We start from the raw sequence: 21,676 nt of genomic DNA, 5'->3' as shown, positions 1-21,676 counted from the left end.
TTTTTTTGGTTTGATACTTTTTTGGTTTGATACTAGGGTTATTTAGCTTCGCACTGGATCTGGAGAGCTTTTATGGGGCGCTATGGTTTTGGCATTAGGCGCAGATAGCGTCAGGATGGCCTCTTGAAATATCTTATTGGCACGAAACTGGCTCTCGATGCTCTCAAAGATCTGCGCGATACTCTCTTCTCTTTGATTACCTCTGACATCTACAGCCGCTACCATAAATATCTTTTTTGGTCCCACCCATTCTAAATGTAAGTAAGAGACGCTATCGACTCCTTCATGTCTCAAAAGCTCGCTTAATACATAATCATGCGTACTATCTGAAACTTTATACCCCACCAAAAAGTCGCGATTACGACTGATCAAAAATATCGCCACAGCGCCCAATAACACGCCCACGATAATGGAACCTAACGCATCCCAAAAAGCCTGCCCGGTATAGACGTGCATGCCCATTGCCGCTGCCGCGATAACTAGACCAGTAACCGCCGCTAAGTCCTCAAAAAACACCCCGCGCAAAGTGGGGTTAGAAGTCTCAACCACATAACCAATAGCGCTAACCTCGATAGCCTAACCTTGCTTTTTACTTTGCAAATAAGCTTGCACTAACGAGAAGCCCTCAAGTACAAAAGCCACTGCCAAAATAATAAAAGCGATCGTATAATTGGTCTCAGCTTCTGGTGCATTCCATTCGGTAATACCTGTATAAATAGAGACAATGGAGCCTGCCATAAACACGCCAAAAGCCGCTATCATCGACCACACATAAGCTTCTTTACCATAGCCTAACGGATGACTTTTATCCGCAGGTTTGACGGCTTTTTGCTCAGCGACTAATAAAAAAACACCATTGCCCGTATCCGCCCATGAGTGCGCCGCCTCCGCTACCATAGACGCCGAGCCGGTGATAAAAGCGGCAACGGACTTAGCAATAGCGATCAAAAAGTTAGCGCCAATAGCAATCAAAACCGTAATCACCGAGCTAGACTTTTTATCTTTATTATCAGGATCTGGTTCAGGCTTTTGCGCGTTTGGTTTATGACGCGTCAGCTCTGGACCACCTAAGTGTAATTGCGGGTTGGCGACGGAGGGTTTTAGACTCATAAGGAACTCTATAGCATGGGTTAAAAGTTTAAAGGCTGAAAAGATTATTATCTATATTATAGAGACTAAAATAAATTAACCTTTATTCTTTTACAGTAGCTCATCCGTTAACTGATGGTAACTTTTGACGATGTTACTTAGATTCTGGGTTACTTAGATTCTGGGTTGGTCTGCGTATTTTCAGCTGTGCGGGTCAACTCTCCGACTTCTTTACTGATATCGCAACTAGGACGATGTGCGCTTTGCATACGCATCTCTTTTCGCTCTAATGCTGCATCAGCGCGGCATTGTTGGCTCTCGTTTTTGATTTCTAGCGGCGGTACAGGCGTAGGCTTGCCGTTATCGTCGATCGCGACCATGGTAAAGTAGCAGCTATTGGTATGGCGGATCGTCCGCGCGCGTACATCTTCAGCTTCGACTCTGATACCGACCTCCATTGAGGTGGTACCGACGTAATTAACACTAGCGGCAAACGTGACGAGCTCGCCGACATAGATAGGCTCACGGAACATCACCTGATCGACCGATAGCGTGACAACGTAGCTACCACTGTAGCGACTGGCGCAGGCATAAGCGACCTGATCGAGCATTTTGAGCAAGTCACCACCGTGGACATTACCGATGAAGTTGGCCATGTCTGGAGTCATCAGTATCGACATATAAAGTTCGTGGTTTAAAGGGGCTTTTTTGGCGGTGGAGCTGGTGTTGAACTGAGCCATAGTGATCCTTAGTTACTGTGCGGAAGTCATTGTGAAAGTGTCATTGTGGTTTGTTGTGCAAAGTTTATTTGTCATTTATACAGTAGGCGATTATTTAGTGCAAATCGATAAAACCAAAAAAACGGCTTAACCTAAGTTAAACCGCCGTTATTAATCGCTCAAGAAATTAAGCTGTAGCCGCTTTATTTAGCCAGCGAAAACGATATGCTAACCAAGCTGTGCCCGCACTGACTGAACCAGTTAAAAAACCGCCCCAAGTAAAGTCTACCAAGGCAGTATCTAGCGTATAGCCTTTAAATAAGGCCAAACTGGTAAAGTCATAAGTACCGTATGCCATTAAGCCAAGTAAGCCGCCCAATAAGAAAATATGCCCGATAGAAGCTTCTGCTTTTATTTGCGGATAAAGAACAATAATACATAAAGCTAAGATATAGAACATATAGAACACAGCCGCCGCCATCATATTTGGCTCATTCGCTAAAAGATGACCGATACGCTCTTCATAAAACAGCCCTTTCATCGTTGACAGCCAGACAAAATCCACGCCCAAAAACATAGCAACAGCAACGAGATAAACAAACGTATAGCCCATAACAATATCCTTTTATCATACTACACATAGATTTTCACTGCCCCTATGTCTAGCCTATTTTATTTGCGTAATCTATTAGACTTACTACTATGCTTTAACTGTACTTCAATATAACGTCTTTAGGTTTAGTAATCGTTATGGCTTTAAGTGTCTTAATTGTAAAGCATATCAATTGTGAGTGTCTATAATTTATAAAGCTTTTATAACGATAACTATTCTAGGGCGTATTGAACATTCAAATATTAGGACTGCTGATAGATAAAATCGCACCAAACTAGGCGTAAACCGACGATAATGTCGAGGCCTTAGCTAGGTTTACAACACAGTTTGGGGTGATTTTTGCATCAGCCCTTTGGGGCGGGGCTCTTTTTTGCCAATACATGGTGAAATTGTCTATCCTAGAATGACTAGCATTCGAAAATTTCACTGCGTATTGCCTGAAAAATAGCCGCCGCCAGTGCCACATTTGAATGTTCAACACGCCCTAATGTTAGACCTCTTATACTTAAGCAAATGCAGCCGCAATGCTAGAAGCGCTACGCTGATTAATAGTACTGTCCATGGGCTTGTTTATCACATCAGTTACAGGCGAATCAGAGAAATGTAAAATATCGATATTGTCAGGTTTCACCGCAGTCAGTTGGACAACGCCAATGGTGCGCTCCAAAAAGCCGCCTTCGCAGTAACAAAAATAAAACTCCCATAGACGGATAAAGGCTTCGTCATAGCCAAGTGCTTTAATCTCCTCGCGCTGCGACATAAAGGCAATACGCCAATCGCGTAAAGTATGCGCGTAGTCAAAGCCATAGTCATGCAGTTGCTTAATAACCATATCCGTCTGCTGGGTGAACTGGTTATTCAGCTCTTGATTAGAGAGCAGACAGCCGCCTGGGAAGATATGGGTCTGAATAAAATCCACTGAATCAATATAGTCTTGATAGTTTTGATCGTTAAAGGTGATGGCTTGTAGTACCATTAGTCCCGTAGGCTTAAGCAAATCATTGCACTTAGCAAAAAAGGTGGGCAAATACTCATAACCGACTGCCTCTATCATCTCAATGCTGACTAGCTTGTCATACTGTCCTGACAGATTGCGATAGTCCTCTTTGAGTAAAGTTATCTTGTCAGACAGCCCTGCCGCGTCAATGCGCGCCTGTGCTTCATCGAACTGCGCATCGGATATGGTTGTGGTCGTTACATGACAGCCGTAATGACTCGCAGCATAAATGGCAAAACCGCCCCAGCCAGTGCCAATCTCTATTACCTGATCATCGGCAGTCAATTGCAGGCGCTGACAGATAAGCGCAAGCTTATGCTGCTGAGCCTCGCTAAGGGTGGCCTCTGGGTTTTTGTAGACGGCCGAGGAGTACATCATGGTCTCATCTAAAAAACGCTGATACATATCATTGCCCAAGTCATAGTGAGCTAAGATATTGGATTTAGAGCCTGACTGGTCATTACTACGTAGCTGATGATTGGCTCTCTCAAAGGCTTTGCTTATACCGGCAAAGCGGTTCTCAAGCTTATTGAGCACTGCTATATTACGCGCCGCCAAGCGTATCAAGCCTGTCAAATCATCGGTATCCCACTCGCCATTAATGTAGCTATCGGCAAGCGCTATAGAGCCGCCAAAAAGCAGCTGACGATAGACACTGATATCATGAATCGTGAGGGTTACATGTAGAAAATGACGACCGATAGCAGAGCTACTTTTGCTATTGATAGCCTGACTACCAAAGCTATATGCTTGCGTCTGCTGAGCATAATCCTCTATTACTGTGATACCGCCAAACTGTACTCGTTTTAACGCTTGAAATATCGCCTTTCTAGCTAAAGCATTAACGCCGTTACTCACAGGTCGCAAAAGAGCGCTATCATTTAAAGTCTGACTCACACGGGCATTGATTTTCTCTAATCTACTGCTTGGCTGGCGATCGGTTGGTCGGGGTGACATCGCTATGGTATCCTCTTGTCCGTTTAAGAGAGTCGCCTATGGATCAACGCTCAATATTAATATTTTTCTTTACTACTGTTGTTCAAAGCTTTTATGTCGTTAAAAGCTATGGTCTAGATCTGTTACATCAGCTCAGTTTTAGCCGGCTGAGTGATTACTTGTTAATTATTTACTGACTGCTCACTATCTGCTAGCTTCTCATCGTAATTGATATAAGGCACTTTTTTGAATGCATAGAGTTTAAAAGCATGCCAATAGATACGAGTGAGTGAGGTGAAATTCATCAATGGATTTTGTTTTAAGCTTTGGCGGATGCTCTCTTGGGTCATCGGCTCTCCACTCATTTTTATGCCCGTTTTGAGTACTTCACCGCGCTTGTCACTGATATTGATCGCTATCCGAATATCAAAAACATCGTTTTGCTTAGTCTTATCATCAGCCTTATTGCTTTTAGACGGTTGTGGTTTGACGCTGACCTGCCAGCGATAGAGCTGATCGATAGGATTAAAGGGCGAGACATGAAAATCTTTATCATGACAAAGCTCCGTCTCCTCGCCTTTTAATAAAAAACTATAATAGTGACGCTTATCCCACGGTGTATTAGACACTTCTGCTAGTAAATGGGTGGGCGTTTGCTCACTATCAAAACCGATGTAAAAGTTCACTGGGCTAAAATAAACACCAACATTGCGGCACACTATCAAGCCAATAATTTCGCCTGTCGGCGTGCTGCCCGTTTTATCTTTAAAGACAGCATTTAAACGCTGCAACAATCCCTCTATACTTTGAACATTAGCATCAGCACTAGTATCGACATTAGCATCAGTCGCTATTTCTTGATTCGCCTGATCTAATGGCAAACCTTGCAAGTAGTCATCGGCATAAAACTGCTGTAACGCTTTATGTTTCGCTGAAAATATCGGCAAGCCTTTGATAATTGCTGCACCAAAGGGAAGTTTATTGAACAGTTTTGCGCTATGAGTATGGTTATTTTGAAGCTGCATGCTTGCGACTTCTGGTAATCCATCACCTGCTGCCAAAGCGCTAATATTGACGCCCCAATAACGATACGGATAGATAAATTTATGCACACTCGGTAATAGGCGACTGTGCCACGTTGTGCCATGAAACAGCTGATGGGTAAATTGACTATTAGACGAGTGGTCTCTTTTAGGCATTAAGCGCTCTTTCATTTATGTTTACTGCTGTGAAGGACTCTAGCCAACAGACCGTGCTTTTTTGTTTTAGCAGCGGTTAGAACTTTAGGCTTAGCTGCTATCGATGCGATATAAGCAAGCAATTCTTGATTGGTCTCCGCACTAAGCAGTTGGCGATTGTCTAATTTGTGCCTAGATTTATCCGCTCTGACTGGTATGTCTTTATAGACAAAGGGCGTATGCGCCGACTCACCATGTGGCAAATGACTGGCGTCAACCTCGTCTTTGATGTCAATCTGACTACCTAAAGACTGACAAACTCGCAAGCCACTGCGCACGCCATCTTCGTGAAAACCGTTGAACCAATAAGCGCCGCAAAAGTGCGTGTGCAAACCACTACTAGAGATGGTTGACCACTGCTTTTGCGCCTCTATCATCGGCTTGTCAAACACCGGATGGCTATAATCAATTGTCTTGATGATTTGGGCGCTGTCAATCTTGTGATTAAGAGTGACCAGATAATTGTGCTGCTTCGTCAGCCTTTGTAAGATATTCATATGATACGTCAGTACTGGCTTCGCAGAAGTTTGCTCGACTGTGTTATCCGTCTTGCCATCGGCATCAAGCAAGTAGTTCCAACTCGCCCAAGCCAATGGTTTATTGGGCAGGACGCTAGTATCGGTATGCAACACAGCTGTGTTAGAAGTAAAGCGAAAATGACTTAAGACCTCAGTCTCATCGCTAGTCGCATCTTGCAAAATCTTTAAAGCAGTATCGGCGTGACACGCAAAAATCACCTCATCAAAGTCTAAACTTTCTATACTCTTGCCATTACTCATCTTCAAAGTCACTTTAGCGTCAGTACTGTCAGCTTTGTTGTCCTTATTACGAGTGACCGACTGTACGGGAGAGTTGACTCGCACTTGCCCGCCTTTTTTAACAAAGCGCGTCACCAACTTATTAACATATTGCTTAGAGCCGCCTTTAATCGTGAACCACTGCGGGCGATTGACCACGTCTAGCAGACCATGATTATCAAAGAACTGCGCAAAGAAGACTAACGGGAAATCTTGTACGTCTTCTAAGCTCGTTGACCAAATAGCTGACACCATAGGCAGCAGGTAGTTATCAGTAAATAATTTTCCGTAACGTTTACTGGCTAAATACTCGCTCAAGGTTTGCTGAGTGTAGCGAGTGACCGCTTCGCCATTGCTGCGAGCCGCTTCAAAATCCTGACGCAGCTGCTTCATCTGCTTGTTAAATTGCAATGTATCTTGCACAAAGCGCCAAAACTTCGGGCTGATAATATTTTTACGCTGCGATAGCAAGGTATTGATGGTATGACCGTTATACTCAAAGTTGCGGGCAACGTTTTTGACCGAAAAGCTCATATCTGTCGATTGAAACGGCACTTGCAGCTCATGCAACAGACGAAAAAAATTTGGATAAGTGCGCTCATTAAAGACAATAAAACCGGTATCAATCGCACTTTTTTCTGCCTGACTTTTTTTACTAAACCTAGACTTTGACTTTTTGCCGTCTTGTAATGCCACATCGATAGTATTGACGTGACCACCGATATAATCATTAGCTTCAAAGACGGTAACGTCGTGCTCTTCTACTAAATAGTGCGCGCAAGTGAGTCCTGAGACGCCTGAACCGATAATGGCAATATGTTTTTTAGTTTTACCATTCTTTTGGCGATTATCATCGCTAGTACTACTCTGTGCGGCGGTTACAGCGTTACGGCGAAACAACGGCATGCCTATTATCCTTTAGACTTTTTTAATATATTTGACTGTCTTGATGTACGTAGCTCTCTGGCGACTCACTTATGACTTTTTGTACAGCTGCTTACTGACTTGCTGCCACGCCACATCAGGCAGAGTGCCTAAAGTTTTTAGTGGCAAAGTTAGTTTTTTTGGAAACTCAATGACTTCGTGCTCAGCTTCGATACCATCACGAATGGCTTGACTGGCTTGCTGAGGAGTCTGCAAAAACGGCATCGGAAAATCGTTTTGCTCAGTCATCGGCGTATCGACAAACCCTGGCACAACTAAGCTGACCGCGACATCAAATGGTGCAAGACTGATTTGCAACGTTTTCATAAGATAATGAATCGCCGCCTTAGAGCTGCCATAAGCTTCTGCGCGAGCAAAAGGCACATAAGCAGAGGCCGAGCCTAGACCGACTAGGCGACCTTTTGAGGCGATAAGTTTAGGTAGCACGCCTTCGATAGCGTGCGAGAGTGTGCCCATATTGACTGACATCACTTTCATGAAGCTTTCGCTGTCAAAGTTCGGCATATCTAAGTACTCGCAAGCCCCCGCGCAGCAAATTGCTAGGTCAATGGTATCTAGCTTCTCAAAAGCCGCGATGACCGCTTCTCTATCCATCAAGTCCAAATCTATGGGTGTCGCGCCTAAACTTTTGAGTTCCGCTAAAGCCTCATCATCGCGCCCTACCGCGTAGACGTGCTGATCCTTTGCTAAATAGTCTTTTGCAAGTTGCATACCTATACCTGAGGTCGCACCTGTGATTACGATATGCAGTCTTTCAGTCGTTGTTGCCATTACACTAGTCCCTTTTTAATGATGATTGCATTCTCACTATTAACCCATAGTTGTTTTAGCAATAGCTGAGTTTATAATAGCTAAATAATACAAATAAAAGTTATCGTTATTGTTGTAACTTCGCAAACGTAAAATAAAAGTTAGATATGGTTATTCAGAGTCTGACTTTGCCAAAGACCATAAATTTTCTGTTACTAGTGTGGTAGGACAGCCTACCGTCTACATGCTACAATAAAGCCGCTACTCGCGCTTATTGAGGCGCGTGGACACAGCGATAATTCTACTTTTATAGTGACACTTCTAATAACGACCATTTAATAACGGCGTTTCTATCCTATCTCTATTTTCTATTCAGACTTATTAAGGATTTTTTATGAGCGAGCTGCAACTATCTGACCGCGTTAATGGCATCAAACCTTCACCAACTCTTGCTATTACCAACAAAGCCAAAGAGCTAAAAGCGGCTGGTAAAGACATTATCGGTTTGGGTGCAGGCGAGCCAGATTTTGATACCCCAGAGCACGTCAAGCAAGCGGCGATTGAAGCGATTAATAATGGCTTTACTAAATACACTGCCGTTGACGGTACGCCTGAGCTAAAAAAAGCCATCATCGACAAGTTCAAGCGTGATAATGACATCAGCTATGAGCCAAATGAGATCCTAGTATCGGTAGGTGGTAAGCAGTCGTTCTTTAATTTAGCGCAAGCCTTTATTAATCCAGGCGATGAAGTCATTATTCCAGCACCATACTGGGTCAGCTATCCTGACATGGTACTTATCGCTGAAGGTAAGCCGGTCATCGTAGAATGCCCTGCTGAGCAAGATTTCAAGATCACCGCTGAGCAATTAGAAGCTGCCATCACTGACAAAACCAAAATGCTGGTGCTAAACAGCCCCTCTAACCCAACTGGCATGATTTACACTTTAGACGAGTTAAAGGCGCTGGCTGAAGTGCTGAAAAAGCATCCGCAAGTTTATGTGGCCTCAGATGATATGTATGAGCACATTCGCTGGACGGGAGATAAGTTCTATAATATCTTAAACGCCGCTCCTGAATTAAAAGAGCGCGCGATTATCTTAAATGGTGTATCAAAAGCGTATGCCATGACCGGCTGGCGTATCGGTTATGCCGGTGGTCCTGCCAAGCTGATTGGCGCGATGAAAAAAGTACAATCGCAGTCGACCTCTTGCCCAACCTCTATCAGTCAAGTAGCAGCAGCTGCCGCTATTAGCGGCGATCAAAGTGTCCTAACACCTATGGTCGATGCGTTTGAGAAGCGCTGCGACTTAGTTGTCGACGGTCTAAATGCGATTAAGGGTATTACTTGCCTGCGCCCTGACGGTGCCTTCTATGTCTATCCTAATATTAAGCCTTTGATTAAAGCAGCTGGTCTATCTTCGTGCACCGAGTTCTCAGAATGGTTGCTTGAGAAAGTTGGCGTCGCGGTAGTCCCTGGCGATGCATTCGGTTTAGGCGGCTTTATGCGTATCTCTTACGCCACTGATGAAGCGACTTTAAAAGATGCCCTGTCGCGTATTGAATCGGCGGTTGCTGATTTGGATGTTGCAGAGTAATTAGCCAATCTAAACGTGAGCAGCATTGAGCAAATTTGATGATTTAGCAAAAAGACGTCTATTAAAGACGTCTTTTTTGTGGCTACGGCATACTCGCCAATAGTGTCAAGCACTAAGGCGTACCCTAGCTGTCAGAAGAAGAATAAGCCTTAATTTTGCCAATTTAGCTAAAATTTGCATTAAAAAATAAAAAAGGCTTGACGTATTTTTTATCTTTGCTAGAATACGCTCCACTTAGCAGCAACTCATTGTCTAAATAAGTCGTTGTTAAGCTCGTTATGAGCATAAACACTCATAGCTTATTCCTCAATAGCTCAGTTGGTAGAGCGTCGGACTGTTAATCCGTGTGTCCCTGGTTCGAGCCCAGGTTGAGGAGCCAAATTTTTGACTATTAGTCAATCGTTAGCTGGTTATCTACGAATATCTTAATGACCAGCTAATCTGTTTTGTTGAATCACTTTGATTCAATTATGGCATTTGCCAAGACCCTTATCTTTTTGATAAGGGTTTTTTTATGACTGATATCTTACATTTTTGACCCTTTGCACAAATCGCTAGAGACTTTAGACGAGGTTTAAAGAGTTCAAAAATATTGCGCTTAAAGGTTGACAGTCTCAAGTGACTTGGCTAAAATATGCCACACATAACGCGAACTACTTAGCAAACACTGCTAATTTAAGTTTAAAGTTATACCCTTTTATTCCTCAATAGCTCAGTTGGTAGAGCGTCGGACTGTTAATCCGTGTGTCCCTGGTTCGAGCCCAGGTTGAGGAGCCATATTCTATAAAGAGGCCTTCATCATGATGTGATGGGGGCTTTTTTATGTGCGTTATTTTCTGGCTTAGCTATTTTTTTGCGCTATTTTATTGTATGGTAAGACAGATAGCTGGTTTATTTAGATAGCGTGTTTTAGAGAGCTTTTTTGCTAGTGCTGATGACTCCTATATACTGATTACCATTATGAATAGCGCAGCGCACTTATAGCATTGCACACTCTAAAGTCGGCTATCTTTTTTCTTAATATTAGGGCGTGTTGAACATTCACAAATGCGCACTGCTGATCGCTAAAATAGTTCTAGTCTAAGTGAAAATTGCAGGTAATGCTTATTGCATTGGCTAGATTTTCACAACGACTAGGGCGATTTTAGCATCAGCCCTAACTACAACAACAGGGACAGGACTATTTTTTGCCGCTTTATTGATAAAAATAGACGCTTAGAACGACTAAACTTACTATTTTTATCTGCAAATCGACTAAAAAATAGTCTCTGTCAGTGCCATGGTCGAATGTTCAACACGCCCTATTATCCCTACTCACTAAAAGTAATGGTTTATTATGATACCTGTACGCATAAAAAATAAATTCTCTGATCATCCCCAAAAAATCATGCGTCCGATTAGCATTCGCCTCTCTGAGGAAATGATTGAGCTATTACAGTCTACCTCTTCAGAGCTTGGCTTTAAGCGCATTCAGGGGCTGATTCGCTTGTATATACGCCAAGGGTTGGATCGCGACCATCAAGACTATACTTTGGCGCATGATGAGGTGTTTATTGAGTCCTTACGTAAGCGCGGCGTTAGTCAGCGTATTATCGATGAGGCTATTGTGGTGACTCATAATAACAATATCACCCATCCTCTATCTGAGCTACAAGACGATGATAAGTGATGAGGGCGACCTCTATCGTTAGACGATATCGTTAACGCCTACTCAAAGACTCAAAAAAAGCTAAGTTTGCTTAATCGCGCTTAGCTTTTTTTATGTCATATTCTTGATCATTTATCCTTGGACTGACAACTCTTTAGTCTCACCCCCTCTAAACGCTACCCTTTTTTCTAATTTCTCAGACTCTTTATCGCAAAATGCTTTTGATAAACAAAGATAATTAAACCCACAGCGCACATAAACAAGGTATATTAAAGCTAAACAGCCTTCACTGATCTGAAAATAATAACTATCCAACTAAACGCTATAAGGAGAGAGGTGATGAACAAGAGAGAAATAAGGAAGTTAGCCGTTGTACTCTTCACAGTGTCACTAAGCATGCCGGTCATCAATGGCTGCTCAATGCCGCAAAACGATCCAACGAAACAGACTATTCCTACCGACTCTGATCAATGGCAAGAAAAACTAGGCAAAACTTTTGAGCAATTATCTGAAAGCGATAGACAGCTGCTAAGCCGCTATATGCTACGCATGAAACTCAGTGATGCTTATGATTCAGGAGCGATGCCGCGCACGACAATCAGGCAAGCTTTGTTACAACAGCGCGAGTATGAACGCTTGCACCCTAATAACCCAACTGGCGAAAAAAGCCCTGTAGTCGCCACGAATCAGCCCACTGGTATCAACGCCCAGACTTATCCTATAGCGCTATTACCCGTTAAGACCAGCGATAGCGATAGCCTAAACCAGGTCAAGCTACAATTTATGCTCTCCAACCATGGTGATACCCCTATCGAGAGCTTTAAGGGTTCGTTATTGATGAAAGACGCTAAGTTAAAAGAAGGTAAAGCGTTCAATATCCCCTTGACTCAATTCGTCACTCCTATCGAGCCTGAACAGTCAGGCAAGATAATTATCGAAACAAGTATCGAGAATATCAATGTTATGCGCGCGATTAGAAACGCACAAGATGTGACGATAGAGATTAATGAAGGGACTTTGACGCTCACTGATGGACAAATATTCGAATTCGATAAAGCCTTAGAATAGTCATTGTCAAATGCATTGATATTGCAAAAAGACTGAATACGTTTATAAAAATATATTCGTAAAACGTAGCCATAAAAAAAGCCCTTATCCATTCAGATAAGGGCTTTTATGTTCACATAGAACAAATTTGGCGGAGACGGAGAGATTCGAACTCTCGAAGGGCTATGAACCCTTGCCGGTTTTCAAGACCGGTGCATTCAACCGCTCTGCCACGTCTCCATAGGTGCAACATTATAGCGACCTCAAATAAAAATGCAATAGCTGAAGCAAAAAAAACTATATTATTTTAACCATAGGCGTTTCTTGCGCGCGCAGACGTTGGTGTTCGCCAAATGCAGGCACATATCTAGCAGTCTATTGGCATAGCCCCATTCATTATCGTACCAAGCAAACACCTTGTATTGGTCGCCAACTTGCATTAATTGCTGACCATCAATAATCAGTGATTCAGGCTGATGGATAAAATCACTAGAGACTAACGGCTCATCAGTATAAGCCATAATGCCTATTAACGCTCCGTCACTAGCCGTCTGCAGGGCTTCTCTGATCGCATCGATACTGACGTCTGCACTGTCAAAGACAAAGGTGACGTCAATAGCAGCGACATCAATAGTAGGCACGCGAATAGAATGACCATTAATCTTACCAGCCATAGCAGGCAATACGCGCTCAGTGGCGGCGATACTGCTAGAAGTGGTTGGAATAATGTTGTGCCCAGAAGCACGCGCACGTCTCAGATCGCGGTGCGCTTGATCCAGCACGGTCTGATCAGCGGTGACGGCATGTATCTCTGTCATCATTGCAGAGCGCACGCCAAAGGCTTGGTCTAAAGTGTCAATCAAAGGTACTAGCGCCTGAGTGGTACAAGAAACGCTTGAAACAATAGGAAGATCATTGGTTAACTGTTCAGCATTGACGCCCATCACAATGCACGCCTCGACATCATCGAAAGGAGCCGCGCCAATAATGACCTGCTTTGCTCCGGCATCAATGTGCCGGTAAGCCTGCTCATAAGAGCGAAAATGGCCAGTACACTCTAGCACGACATCGATACCTAAGGTCTGCCATAGCAGCTGCTCAGGATTGGCCTCTGAGAGCATACGAATACAGTAAGTCCGAGTGTGTTTTGTGATACAAAGCTGAGTCTCAGTATCGCTGTGTGTGTCAGTATCGCTGTGCCTATCAGTATTGGTTATAATCTCAGCACTAACGCCAAGGGCACTTAAACGTCCATGAGTGCTATCAAATCTAAGTAAGTGCAGCAGCGTATCAGCCGGCGCTAAATCATTAATAGCCACCAAATGGATGGCATTGCCAAGTACCTCAAAGCGCTCTATCAGTGCGCGCAGTACGTTGCGTCCTATACGTCCAAAACCATTAATAGCGACTCTGAGCGGCCGTTTACGCACGCTGGTACCTTCTATTAAGCTCGCCTTGGTCTGCGGCGTTTTGTTTTGGCTTTTAGGCTTTACATCAGACATAAATAATATCGCTATAAATATAGAAGATAGAGTGGCTTTAAACCGTTCGGCTGACGACTGAGTCTAAGTAATAGCTGAGTTGATGACTAGATTTGCGAGGTTTCTAGAGTAGCATCGTATCTAGACTACGGCGTGATAAATATCAGCGCCAAACGTATCGTATTATAGTCTATCGTTTGCTTGAGCTGCTCATAAATAGGCTTAAGCTTGATGCTACCATCATCATTGAAGTCATTAGGATTATTGGCAACTTTTATGGCGACATAGGCATTACCTACGGCGGTCATAACCTCATCATCAGGACGCAGATGATCGCAGGCCAGACTCGGATCTTGCGCTTTAAGCTCGCTAATATGACGCATAATCGTCGATTGTGCTAGCTCTCGCGTCTGCGCAATCTCAATGATAGATAGGCTCTCTTCTAACAGCGCTTTTGTCGCGAGTAAGGTTGCTTCAGACTTATCAGCGACTTGGTTGCCCAGTTTCTGTTTTTTATTTTGCTGGGCTTTATCTTGCTCACGGCGTCTTTTTTGTAGCTTAGCATACGCCTCAATCACTGCTTGACTAGTCGTGCCTCCTGATTTTAGTACAAACTTATCATGACTTTGCTGTAGGCTTTTTTCATCGAGCATAGCATAGTTAGCGTCCGCCTCATTTGAGAGCTCTAAGAAACGCTTATCTGCGCCGCGGGCTAACGGGTCTAGCTGCAAGCTCATAGTATTCATGCCCAGCAGCTTCAGTCCCTCTAAAGACTTCAATCGCGATAAAGCTACATAGCCTTGACCTAACTCAAAAGTGCGCGACAGATCAATCTCTGCGGCATCTAAAGTCATGCCTTGCGATTTATGAATCGTAATCGCCCACGCCAGACACAATGGTACTTGCTCATAGCTAGCGAGCACATCGCCTGTCTCATCTTCAATAATCCACTCTTCTGGTTCAGCGATGACTTCGCGCCCTGAATTCAGCCTAACCACTGGCATTTTTGGCGCGGCTGAGGACTTATCTTTGGTGTTGGCTTTGGCTTTTTTATCTTTATCTGCTGTTTTGCTACTATCTTCATCGTCGATAGCAATCGTGTCATCTTCGGCCATATCCGCTTTGGCATCACTTTTGGCTTTATCTTTAGCCTTGCTGTCATCGACTTTTACCGCCGCAAAGCCAATCAGCTCCCCCATCGTACCGTTTGAGACGCCAAGCTCGTTGTTATTCTTAATGAACATCACTTTCGCGCCAACTTTTAGGATCAGCTCATCTTGCGTGCGTACGGTCTTCTTTAGAGTATCTACCAGCTTACTCTCACCCACAGATGAGGCTTCAAATCGTCTCGTCTCACCCTCTAGTGCCGCAAGCTCCTTGTCATTGATCTTATTGACGTTGAGGTTATGGGTATATAGCCGCGTGCGCTTGATATCGACGTTTTGATCAAAGGTGTTCTCAAGCGCCGCAATCGCTTCAAAGCTGACATCCTGACGGCGGATCTGATTTAAGATATCGTCCAAATCAAGACCACCATCGGCAGCCGCGCGCTCTTGTCTATGCTGCTCAGATAGATAGCAGATGCGAAAGCCTGCATCGAGCCAGGCTTCACTCATAAAAGCGAACTTATCGCGATTACTCTCGCCTTTACTACCTATAGGCGGCAGCTGAAAAAAGTCGCCTGCGACGACGACCTGAATCCCGCCAAAGGGGTTATCATTTTTGCGGACGTGTTTGAGCACTTGATTGACTAGATTGAGCTGCTTGGCATGCAGCATAGATATCTCATCGATGATAAGTACCGCGGTGTCTTTGAGTCTATCGGCCAAAAACTGCTTGCGCGCCAAGTTACTCAAATCCCGCTCCGTCAGCTCATCTTTGATACCGATGCCCGACCAGCTATGAATGGTGGTGCCATTCATATGAGTGGCTGCAATACCTGTACTGGCTGTCACCGCTACAGGTACGCGGCGCGCACGTAAGTAATGAATATATTGGTTAAGCGTATAGGTTTTACCTGAGCCTGCTGAGCCGGTCAAAAACACGTTCTTACCGGTTTTTAGAATATTAAGAGCAGAAGATTGACGCATAAACCTAGACCAATTAACAAAAGATAAAAAAGACTCGATAAGCAGCTTTGGGCCGACAAGGAGCCAAATGTTTGGCAGCAATTATAACAGCTACGCACGCTTTGCAAACTATTTTAACGAGGCAAGCTTAACAAACCAAAAGTTATATGAACGTAAAACCATTATTATTAAAAGTTGCTATCGCTTCTTGTGAAATCTCAGTACGATAGACAGATAGCAATAGCTAAAGTCAGGAAGATTTATTCACTCATAAAAAGGAAAGCTCCATGTTATATGACACCCCTAATACTGAAAATAGCCCAGTTCAATTTCGCGACACATACGATAACTTTATCAATGGCGAATGGGTCGCACCAGTCGATGGCGAATACTTTGATAATCTTAGTCCTATCGATGGTAAAACCATCTGCCAAGTAGCACGCTCAAAAGAAGCCGATATCGAAAAAGCTTTAGATGCTGCACACGCGGCCAAAGACGCTTGGGGCAAAACCAGCGTCACTGAGCGCGCTAATTTACTACTTAAAATCGCCGACAAGATGGAAGAGAACCTTGAGGCCATCGCCATTGCTGAGTGTTATGAGAATGGCAAGGCAGTGCGCGAAACCTTAGCCGCTGATATCCCTCTCGCGATTGATCATTTCCGCTACTTTGCCAGCGCCATTCGCGCGCAAGAAGGCGGTATCAGCCAAATTGATGAAGATACCGTCGCTTACCACTTCCATGAGCCTTTAGGCGTAGTCGGTCAAATTATTCCTTGGAACTTTCCGATTCTAATGGGGGTATGGAAACTGGCTCCGGCTCTCGCTGCGGGTAACTGCATTGTCCTAAAACCTGCCGAGCAAACCCCCGCCTCTATCCTATTTATGCTAGAGACCATTGGCATTGCCGATATCTTGCCAAAAGGCGTCCTCAACGTAGTGAATGGTTTTGGCGTTGAAGCCGGTAAACCGCTGGCTTCCAATCCGCGTATTAATAAAGTCGCCTTTACCGGCGAGACTACCACCGGTCGCCTAATCATGCAGTACGCTAGTGAAAACATCATTCCAGTCACCTTGGAGCTAGGCGGCAAAAGCCCTAATATTTTCTTCGCCGATGTCATGGATGAAGATGATGATTTCTTAGACAAAGCCGTTGAAGGTCTAGTGATGTTTGCGCTCAATCAAGGCGAGGTCTGCACTTGTCCCTCACGCGCGCTGGTGCATGAGAGTATCTATGATGAGTTTATCAAACGCTGTGTTGAGCGCGTCAAAGCCATTAAGATGGGCAACCCACTTGATACCGATACTATGATTGGCGCGCAAGCCAGCTCTGATCAATTAGAGAAAATCTTATCTTACTTAGATATCGGCAAAAAAGAAGGCGCAAAAGTATTGGTCGGCGGCGAGCGTGCCAAACATGACGGCGATCTTGGCGATGGCTACTATGTACAGCCGACTATTTTTGAGGGCACTAACGACATGCGCGTGTTCCAAGAAGAAATCTTCGGTCCCGTACTTGCGGTCACGACTTTTAAAGACGATGAAGAAGCGATGAGTATCGCTAATGATACGTTATATGGCCTTGGCGCTGGCGTTTGGACGCGTAGTGTACACAAAGCTTACCGCTTCGGACGTGGTATTCAAGCTGGACGCGTATGGACCAACTGCTACCACATCTACCCTGCGCATTCTGCATTTGGTGGCTACAAGCAATCGGGTATCGGCCGCGAAAACCATCTAATGATGCTTGATCATTATCAGCAAACCAAAAACATGCTGGTTTCTTATAGTCCCAAAAAGATGGGCTTCTTTTAAGCCTGTCTGTCACGCACTTTATGGCAGCCACCATAAAATAATGAGTTGGTAGATATGATATCTATCAACTCACCATCCACGATAAGGAGAAAGTAACATGGCTAATAAAATGAAAGCAGCTGTCCTACATGAGTTTAATCAACCGCTACAGATTGAAGAAGTAGACATCCCAACCGTAGGTGCCGGTCAGATCTTAGTAAAAATGGAGGCCTCAGGCGTCTGTCACACGGACCTTCATGCCGTTGAAGGAGATTGGCCAGTCAAACCAAGTCCACCATTTATCCCTGGACACGAAGGCGTCGGTATCATCACCTCTGTCGGCGACAACGTCCATCACGTCAAAGAAGGCGACCGAGTCGGTGTGCCCTGGCTCTACTCTGCTTGCGGACACTGTACGCATTGTTTAGGTGGCTGGGAGACGTTGTGCCTAAAGCAAGAAAATTCAGGTTATTCGGTGAATGGTAGCTTTGCAGAGTATGTCCTGGCGGACGCCGACTATGTAGGCATTATCCCAGAAAGCGTCGACTCTGTAGAGATTGCCCCTGTCTTATGCGCAGGTGTCACTGTCTATAAAGGCCTAAAAATGACGGATACCAAGCCTGGTGATTGGGTAGTGATTTCAGGTATCGGCGGCCTCGGTCACATGGCGGTACAGTATGCTGTGGCTATGGGACTTAATGTTGCTGCGGTCGATATTGATGATGAAAAGCTAGCGTTCGCCGAAAAACTCGGCGCTAAAGTCACTGTTAATGCCAAAAACACAGATCCTGGCGAGTACCTACAACAGGAAATCGGCGGCGCGCATGGAGTACTAGTCACAGCGGTATCCTCTACAGCGTTTGAGCAAGCACTGAGCATGTTAAGACGTGGTGGTACTTTGGTCTGTAATGGCCTACCTACAGGCGACTTCCCAGTTTCTATCTTTGATACGGTATTGAACGGTATTACTATTCGCGGCTCAATTGTCGGTACACGCCTTGATCTACAAGAGTCGTTAGATATGGCAGCTAAAGGCAAAGTGAAAGCGACCGTTGCCGCTGAACCACTCGAGAATATCAATGATATCTTCGATCGTATGCGTGATGGCAAAATCGAGGGACGTATTGTGATTGACTATGCCAAGTAATGATTAACAAGTAGCATTGCGATGTTATATCAGTATTGCTATCACTTGTCATTGAAACTCTAAAAAATGGTCGTATTGTTTTTGATGCCATACTATTCATAGTATGACTAAGAACAATGCGACCTTTTATGTTATGACAGGGCAATTTTGGAAAATCTTAACTAAAAGACAAGGAGTACACTATGAAACTTGCAGCGACAGCGTCTTGCGCCGAATTAATCGAGCTTTTAAAGTCCAAGCATGGTGATTTAATGTTCCATCAGTCTGGCGGCTGCTGCGATGGTAGCTCACCGATGTGCTATCCGCTAGGCGAGTTCAAAACTGGCGCGCAAGATGTGCTTGTTGGCGAGCTGGTAGGCTGTCCGTTTTATATGGGTAAAGCACAATTTGAGCTCTGGCAGCATACTGACTTAACTATCGATGTAGTCGATGGTCGCGGCGCAAGTTTTTCGCTTGAGATACCTGAAGGCAAGCGCTTTATCGTGCGCTCTGAGGTTTGCACGGTAGACTAATATGACTACTAATTAATATGAATAATACAAGGTAATCAAATATATAGAGTATGATATCGAATCATTTTTTACTATAAAATCGAGCTAACTTTTGTTAGGCTAACGCCAATGCCCTAACTAGATTTGCTTTTTAAAAACTGTCTGTCGGATCATATGTATGAATACCATCACTACTATTTTGCTCAAGACCACTTTAAGTATTAGCCTGCTACTGCCTTTATCAACGCTAACATCAGCCTCTACTCCGCAAAAATGGAAGTTAGATACCCCAAAAACCAAAGTCGACTTTGAGGTAGCATATTTAGGGAATGGTACGGTTGAAGGCCAGTTTCATAACATGGATGGTTCTATCAATTACGATGTAAAAAACCCAACAAGTACTACCATTAATTTTACTGTAAAAACGAGCAGCATTGATGCTGGTGGCAATTTGCGTAATGCCTTTTTGCGTCGCAAGGAGCTACTCAACACAGCTAAATACCCGACTATGAGATTTGTCTCCAAAAAGGTCAGCATGATCAATGCCAAAGAAGCGCATGTCACAGGCGACTTTACGGTTTTGGGAAAGACCAAACCTTTAACCGTAAAAGTAGTCTTATCTGATGTCAAAAAAGACCCCAAAACCGCGCGTCCGTTTTTAAACTTTCAAGCTATTGGTAAAGTGAATCGCCTCAGTTATGGCGTAACCGCCTTTCCAAATATGGTGGGTACAGTCATTCCGATTAACATCACAGGACAGCTTGTATCGGCAAACTAAAGGGAATACGGCGACTGTAATATTTATGACGCTTTGACTTAAGCATAAAAACCCAGCGCCAAACGTTTGTTATTGACGTTTTACGCCGGATTTTAGTTTGATTGCTAATGAGTATGTATTATCTATACCCTGTTCTAATAACAATAGATAAGTAGGGCGTGTTGAACATTCGACCTTGGCACTGACAGAGACTATTTTTTAGGCGATTTGCAGATAAAAATGGTAAGTTTAGTTGTTCTAAGCGTCTATTTTTATCAATAAAGCGGCAAAAAATAGTCCTGTCCCTGCAGGCTGATGCTAAAATCGCCCTAGTCGTTGCGACTGTTTAAATAAAATCAGCTATCCAATGCAATAAGCATTACCTGCAATTTTAACGACGACTAGAACACAGCTTTGATTAACTAGTAGCGATCAGCAGTGCGCATTTGTGAATGTTCAACACGCCCTAGTAAAAGACCTAACGATTACAGTAATTGTCAGGTCTTTTTAACATTGCCTTGTTAGTACTGCCAAGGCTGATCCTGTTCGATACCGGCTTTATCTATTTTATTTCTTTTTTTCTGAATCTTAGTATCTATTTTTTCTTGCTTTTTTAACGCTTTTTGATTGATATCATCTATCAAGCCTTGGATCTTCTTATCCACTTTGTCTTGCTCTTTTTGACGGACCTTATCAACTTTAGCTAACTCCTTTTGACGCGCTTTATCTATTTTATCTTGCTCTTTTTGACGCAGTTTATTGAGCTTACTCAGCTGCTTTCTTGCCTTTTTACTTAAGGTAATATCATCTTTCGCTTGGTTATTAGCAGATTTATTCGACATAATAGCTCTCCTTTATCAGATTATATAAACTCTCTTTAAACTTGATAATGCTTACATTCGATAGTAAGTCAGTATCCCTGTCTAATCAACGCGTCACTACAAAACAGGTACACGCCCTTAATCTGTCTGTAGATCGGCAAACTTGAGACAACACGAATCATGGTTCACTATAGAACACTACCTTAATCTCAATACACTAAATTAGGGAAAAATAGCCTCTAGATGTGAGCATTTTAATAGTCGTGAAATATGCGAGACATGGCTCAGTTTTCTTTAAAAGCTTATGCGCGCCTCGTCCCTCGGCAGTATGGCAACCTTTTGTTTAGGTTAATACTTTGCTGTCACCGCGCTCAACTTCGTCCAAAGCAAAGCATTACAAACGAGCAGAGTTTATTATTTGTTGTAGGGTGGCGTTAGACTTGTCACACTTTCGAAGAAAATGACAATAAGACGTAACCCATCGACCTGAACTATGAACTCTCGATGTTAAGAAAATGATACCAATTTAATTTGTTACAACTAAACCTCTCTTACCCATTTTGCAACCCACTTTTCAATTGAAGTTTGGGAATTCTGCTCAACAAGCCTTAGCCAATTATCTTTTTCATCTTTCGCCAAAATTGAAGCGGCTCTTAATATAGCTAATAGACCTCTTGCAAAAGTAGCAGAGGGAATTAAAATAAGAAGAACATTCATCGTTGTCTAAGAACCATGCCAAAC

General features: G+C 43.7%; 19 protein-coding genes and 3 tRNA genes. 9 read left to right on the top strand and 13 right to left on the bottom strand.

Going from position 1 to position 21,676, the window contains the following annotated elements; genetic code table 11:
- Nucleotides 1–42: 42 nt before the first annotated feature.
- From AAEY83_RS09540 to AAEY83_RS09505, 8 genes are all read right to left on the bottom strand, one after another.
- Complete coding sequence (locus AAEY83_RS09540; RefSeq protein WP_264673185.1) at nucleotides 43–549, bottom strand: cation diffusion facilitator family transporter; 507 nt, start codon at nucleotides 547–549, stop codon at nucleotides 43–45.
- 27 nt (nucleotides 550–576) lie between these two features.
- Nucleotides 577–1,110 carry a cation diffusion facilitator family transporter gene (locus AAEY83_RS09535; RefSeq protein WP_264673186.1) on the bottom strand — a complete coding sequence of 178 codons (534 nt, stop codon included), beginning with the start codon at nucleotides 1,108–1,110 and terminating at the stop codon, nucleotides 577–579.
- Nucleotides 1,111–1,259: 149 nt separating this feature from the next.
- Entirely contained in the window at nucleotides 1,260–1,829 is a 570-nt protein-coding gene (locus AAEY83_RS09530; protein WP_025646387.1) for an acyl-CoA thioesterase, read from the bottom strand.
- Nucleotides 1,830–1,995: 166 nt separating this feature from the next.
- On the bottom strand, nucleotides 1,996–2,421 hold the full coding sequence (locus AAEY83_RS09525) for a DUF2177 family protein (protein ID WP_025646388.1): 426 nt from the start codon (nucleotides 2,419–2,421) through the stop codon (nucleotides 1,996–1,998).
- Between the two features lie 505 nt (nucleotides 2,422–2,926).
- Complete coding sequence (locus tag AAEY83_RS09520) at nucleotides 2,927–4,375, bottom strand: SAM-dependent methyltransferase (RefSeq protein WP_025646389.1); 1,449 nt, start codon at nucleotides 4,373–4,375, stop codon at nucleotides 2,927–2,929.
- A gap of 161 nt (nucleotides 4,376–4,536) precedes the next feature.
- The gene (locus AAEY83_RS09515) at nucleotides 4,537–5,553 is read right to left on the bottom strand and encodes a DUF1365 domain-containing protein (RefSeq protein WP_025646390.1); all 1,017 of its coding nucleotides are present in this window, start codon (nucleotides 5,551–5,553) and stop codon (nucleotides 4,537–4,539) included.
- A gap of 11 nt (nucleotides 5,554–5,564) precedes the next feature.
- Nucleotides 5,565–7,295: an NAD(P)/FAD-dependent oxidoreductase gene (locus tag AAEY83_RS09510; protein WP_025646391.1), complete on the bottom strand. Its 1,731-nt coding sequence runs from the start codon at nucleotides 7,293–7,295 to the stop codon at nucleotides 5,565–5,567.
- A gap of 69 nt (nucleotides 7,296–7,364) precedes the next feature.
- Nucleotides 7,365–8,105 (bottom strand): SDR family NAD(P)-dependent oxidoreductase, encoded by a 741-nt coding sequence (locus AAEY83_RS09505; protein ID WP_037059396.1) that lies wholly within the window; start codon nucleotides 8,103–8,105, stop codon nucleotides 7,365–7,367.
- Between the two features lie 373 nt (nucleotides 8,106–8,478).
- Here AAEY83_RS09505 and AAEY83_RS09500 point away from each other — a divergent pair, with 373 nt between their 5' ends.
- The 5 genes from AAEY83_RS09500 to AAEY83_RS09480 all read left to right on the top strand — a co-directional run bounded on the left by AAEY83_RS09500 (nucleotide 8,479) and on the right by AAEY83_RS09480 (nucleotide 12,397).
- On the top strand, nucleotides 8,479–9,681 hold the full coding sequence (locus AAEY83_RS09500) for a pyridoxal phosphate-dependent aminotransferase (protein WP_025646393.1): 1,203 nt from the start codon (nucleotides 8,479–8,481) through the stop codon (nucleotides 9,679–9,681).
- A 303-nt stretch (nucleotides 9,682–9,984) separates the two neighbouring features.
- Nucleotides 9,985–10,060: transfer RNA gene (locus AAEY83_RS09495), tRNA-Asn, on the top strand.
- Nucleotides 10,061–10,382: 322 nt separating this feature from the next.
- Nucleotides 10,383–10,458: transfer RNA gene (locus AAEY83_RS09490), tRNA-Asn, on the top strand.
- 559 nt (nucleotides 10,459–11,017) lie between these two features.
- Nucleotides 11,018–11,350, top strand: coding sequence for a hypothetical protein (locus AAEY83_RS09485; RefSeq protein WP_025646394.1), 333 nt, complete (start codon nucleotides 11,018–11,020; stop codon nucleotides 11,348–11,350).
- Between the two features lie 318 nt (nucleotides 11,351–11,668).
- Nucleotides 11,669–12,397, top strand: coding sequence for a hypothetical protein (locus AAEY83_RS09480; RefSeq protein WP_025646395.1), 729 nt, complete (start codon nucleotides 11,669–11,671; stop codon nucleotides 12,395–12,397).
- A gap of 128 nt (nucleotides 12,398–12,525) precedes the next feature.
- On the opposite strand, the gene AAEY83_RS09475 is transcribed toward AAEY83_RS09480, so the two are convergent.
- The 3 genes from AAEY83_RS09475 to AAEY83_RS09465 all read right to left on the bottom strand — a co-directional run bounded on the left by AAEY83_RS09475 (nucleotide 12,526) and on the right by AAEY83_RS09465 (nucleotide 15,947).
- Nucleotides 12,526–12,616: transfer RNA gene (locus AAEY83_RS09475), tRNA-Ser, on the bottom strand.
- A gap of 62 nt (nucleotides 12,617–12,678) precedes the next feature.
- Nucleotides 12,679–13,878 carry a type I glyceraldehyde-3-phosphate dehydrogenase gene (locus AAEY83_RS09470; RefSeq protein ID WP_025646396.1) on the bottom strand — a complete coding sequence of 400 codons (1,200 nt, stop codon included), beginning with the start codon at nucleotides 13,876–13,878 and terminating at the stop codon, nucleotides 12,679–12,681.
- 125 nt (nucleotides 13,879–14,003) lie between these two features.
- Complete coding sequence (locus tag AAEY83_RS09465; RefSeq protein WP_025646397.1) at nucleotides 14,004–15,947, bottom strand: DEAD/DEAH box helicase; 1,944 nt, start codon at nucleotides 15,945–15,947, stop codon at nucleotides 14,004–14,006.
- 266 nt (nucleotides 15,948–16,213) lie between these two features.
- Here AAEY83_RS09465 and exaC point away from each other — a divergent pair, with 266 nt between their 5' ends.
- The 4 genes from exaC (at nucleotide 16,214) to AAEY83_RS09445 (ending at nucleotide 20,135) form a co-directional block, all read left to right on the top strand.
- Nucleotides 16,214–17,740 (top strand): acetaldehyde dehydrogenase ExaC, encoded by a 1,527-nt coding sequence (gene exaC / locus AAEY83_RS09460; RefSeq protein ID WP_025646398.1) that lies wholly within the window; start codon nucleotides 16,214–16,216, stop codon nucleotides 17,738–17,740.
- A 97-nt stretch (nucleotides 17,741–17,837) separates the two neighbouring features.
- Nucleotides 17,838–18,866 carry an alcohol dehydrogenase AdhP gene (gene adhP, locus AAEY83_RS09455; protein WP_025646399.1) on the top strand — a complete coding sequence of 343 codons (1,029 nt, stop codon included), beginning with the start codon at nucleotides 17,838–17,840 and terminating at the stop codon, nucleotides 18,864–18,866.
- Nucleotides 18,867–19,048: 182 nt separating this feature from the next.
- Nucleotides 19,049–19,378, top strand: a complete 330-nt coding sequence (locus AAEY83_RS09450; RefSeq protein ID WP_025646400.1) for a DUF779 domain-containing protein — start codon at nucleotides 19,049–19,051, stop codon at nucleotides 19,376–19,378.
- A 157-nt stretch (nucleotides 19,379–19,535) separates the two neighbouring features.
- The gene (locus tag AAEY83_RS09445) at nucleotides 19,536–20,135 is read left to right on the top strand and encodes a YceI family protein (protein ID WP_025646401.1); all 600 of its coding nucleotides are present in this window, start codon (nucleotides 19,536–19,538) and stop codon (nucleotides 20,133–20,135) included.
- 500 nt (nucleotides 20,136–20,635) lie between these two features.
- Here the strand turns inward: AAEY83_RS09445 and AAEY83_RS09440 are convergent, their stop codons facing one another.
- Both AAEY83_RS09440 and AAEY83_RS09435 read right to left on the bottom strand, forming a co-directional pair.
- Nucleotides 20,636–20,956 carry a hypothetical protein gene (locus AAEY83_RS09440; protein WP_025646402.1) on the bottom strand — a complete coding sequence of 107 codons (321 nt, stop codon included), beginning with the start codon at nucleotides 20,954–20,956 and terminating at the stop codon, nucleotides 20,636–20,638.
- Nucleotides 20,957–21,475: 519 nt separating this feature from the next.
- Nucleotides 21,476–21,652, bottom strand: coding sequence for a hypothetical protein (locus tag AAEY83_RS09435; protein ID WP_156923975.1), 177 nt, complete (start codon nucleotides 21,650–21,652; stop codon nucleotides 21,476–21,478).
- Between the last annotated feature and the right edge of the window lie 24 nt (nucleotides 21,653–21,676).

It is taken from the genome of Psychrobacter sp. TB20-MNA-CIBAN-0197, assembly GCF_040309765.1.
Taxonomy (GTDB): domain Bacteria; phylum Pseudomonadota; class Gammaproteobacteria; order Pseudomonadales; family Moraxellaceae; genus Psychrobacter; species Psychrobacter submarinus.
This window is presented reverse-complemented; position numbering and strand designations above follow the sequence as displayed.

Excerpts from the sequence above, each read along its gene's own strand:
- AAEY83_RS09520 (WP_025646389.1), bottom strand. The coding sequence starts at position 4,375 with ATGTCACCCCGACCAACCGATCGCCAGCCAAGCAGTAGATTAGAGAAA.
- adhP (WP_025646399.1), top strand. The coding sequence starts at position 17,838 with ATGGCTAATAAAATGAAAGCAGCTGTCCTACATGAGTTTAATCAACCG.
- AAEY83_RS09480 (WP_025646395.1), top strand. The coding sequence starts at position 11,669 with ATGAACAAGAGAGAAATAAGGAAGTTAGCCGTTGTACTCTTCACAGTG.
- AAEY83_RS09515 (WP_025646390.1), bottom strand. The coding sequence starts at position 5,553 with ATGCCTAAAAGAGACCACTCGTCTAATAGTCAATTTACCCATCAGCTG.
- AAEY83_RS09465 (WP_025646397.1), bottom strand. The coding sequence starts at position 15,947 with ATGCGTCAATCTTCTGCTCTTAATATTCTAAAAACCGGTAAGAACGTG.
- AAEY83_RS09440 (WP_025646402.1), bottom strand. The coding sequence starts at position 20,956 with ATGTCGAATAAATCTGCTAATAACCAAGCGAAAGATGATATTACCTTA.
- AAEY83_RS09525 (WP_025646388.1), bottom strand. The coding sequence starts at position 2,421 with ATGGGCTATACGTTTGTTTATCTCGTTGCTGTTGCTATGTTTTTGGGC.
- AAEY83_RS09500 (WP_025646393.1), top strand. The coding sequence starts at position 8,479 with ATGAGCGAGCTGCAACTATCTGACCGCGTTAATGGCATCAAACCTTCA.
- AAEY83_RS09505 (WP_037059396.1), bottom strand. The coding sequence starts at position 8,105 with ATGGCAACAACGACTGAAAGACTGCATATCGTAATCACAGGTGCGACC.
- exaC (WP_025646398.1), top strand. The coding sequence starts at position 16,214 with ATGTTATATGACACCCCTAATACTGAAAATAGCCCAGTTCAATTTCGC.
- AAEY83_RS09435 (WP_156923975.1), bottom strand. The coding sequence starts at position 21,652 with ATGAATGTTCTTCTTATTTTAATTCCCTCTGCTACTTTTGCAAGAGGT.
- AAEY83_RS09530 (WP_025646387.1), bottom strand. The coding sequence starts at position 1,829 with ATGGCTCAGTTCAACACCAGCTCCACCGCCAAAAAAGCCCCTTTAAAC.
- AAEY83_RS09450 (WP_025646400.1), top strand. The coding sequence starts at position 19,049 with ATGAAACTTGCAGCGACAGCGTCTTGCGCCGAATTAATCGAGCTTTTA.
- AAEY83_RS09485 (WP_025646394.1), top strand. The coding sequence starts at position 11,018 with ATGATACCTGTACGCATAAAAAATAAATTCTCTGATCATCCCCAAAAA.
- AAEY83_RS09470 (WP_025646396.1), bottom strand. The coding sequence starts at position 13,878 with ATGTCTGATGTAAAGCCTAAAAGCCAAAACAAAACGCCGCAGACCAAG.
- AAEY83_RS09535 (WP_264673186.1), bottom strand. The coding sequence starts at position 1,110 with ATGAGTCTAAAACCCTCCGTCGCCAACCCGCAATTACACTTAGGTGGT.
- AAEY83_RS09445 (WP_025646401.1), top strand. The coding sequence starts at position 19,536 with ATGAATACCATCACTACTATTTTGCTCAAGACCACTTTAAGTATTAGC.
- AAEY83_RS09510 (WP_025646391.1), bottom strand. The coding sequence starts at position 7,295 with ATGCCGTTGTTTCGCCGTAACGCTGTAACCGCCGCACAGAGTAGTACT.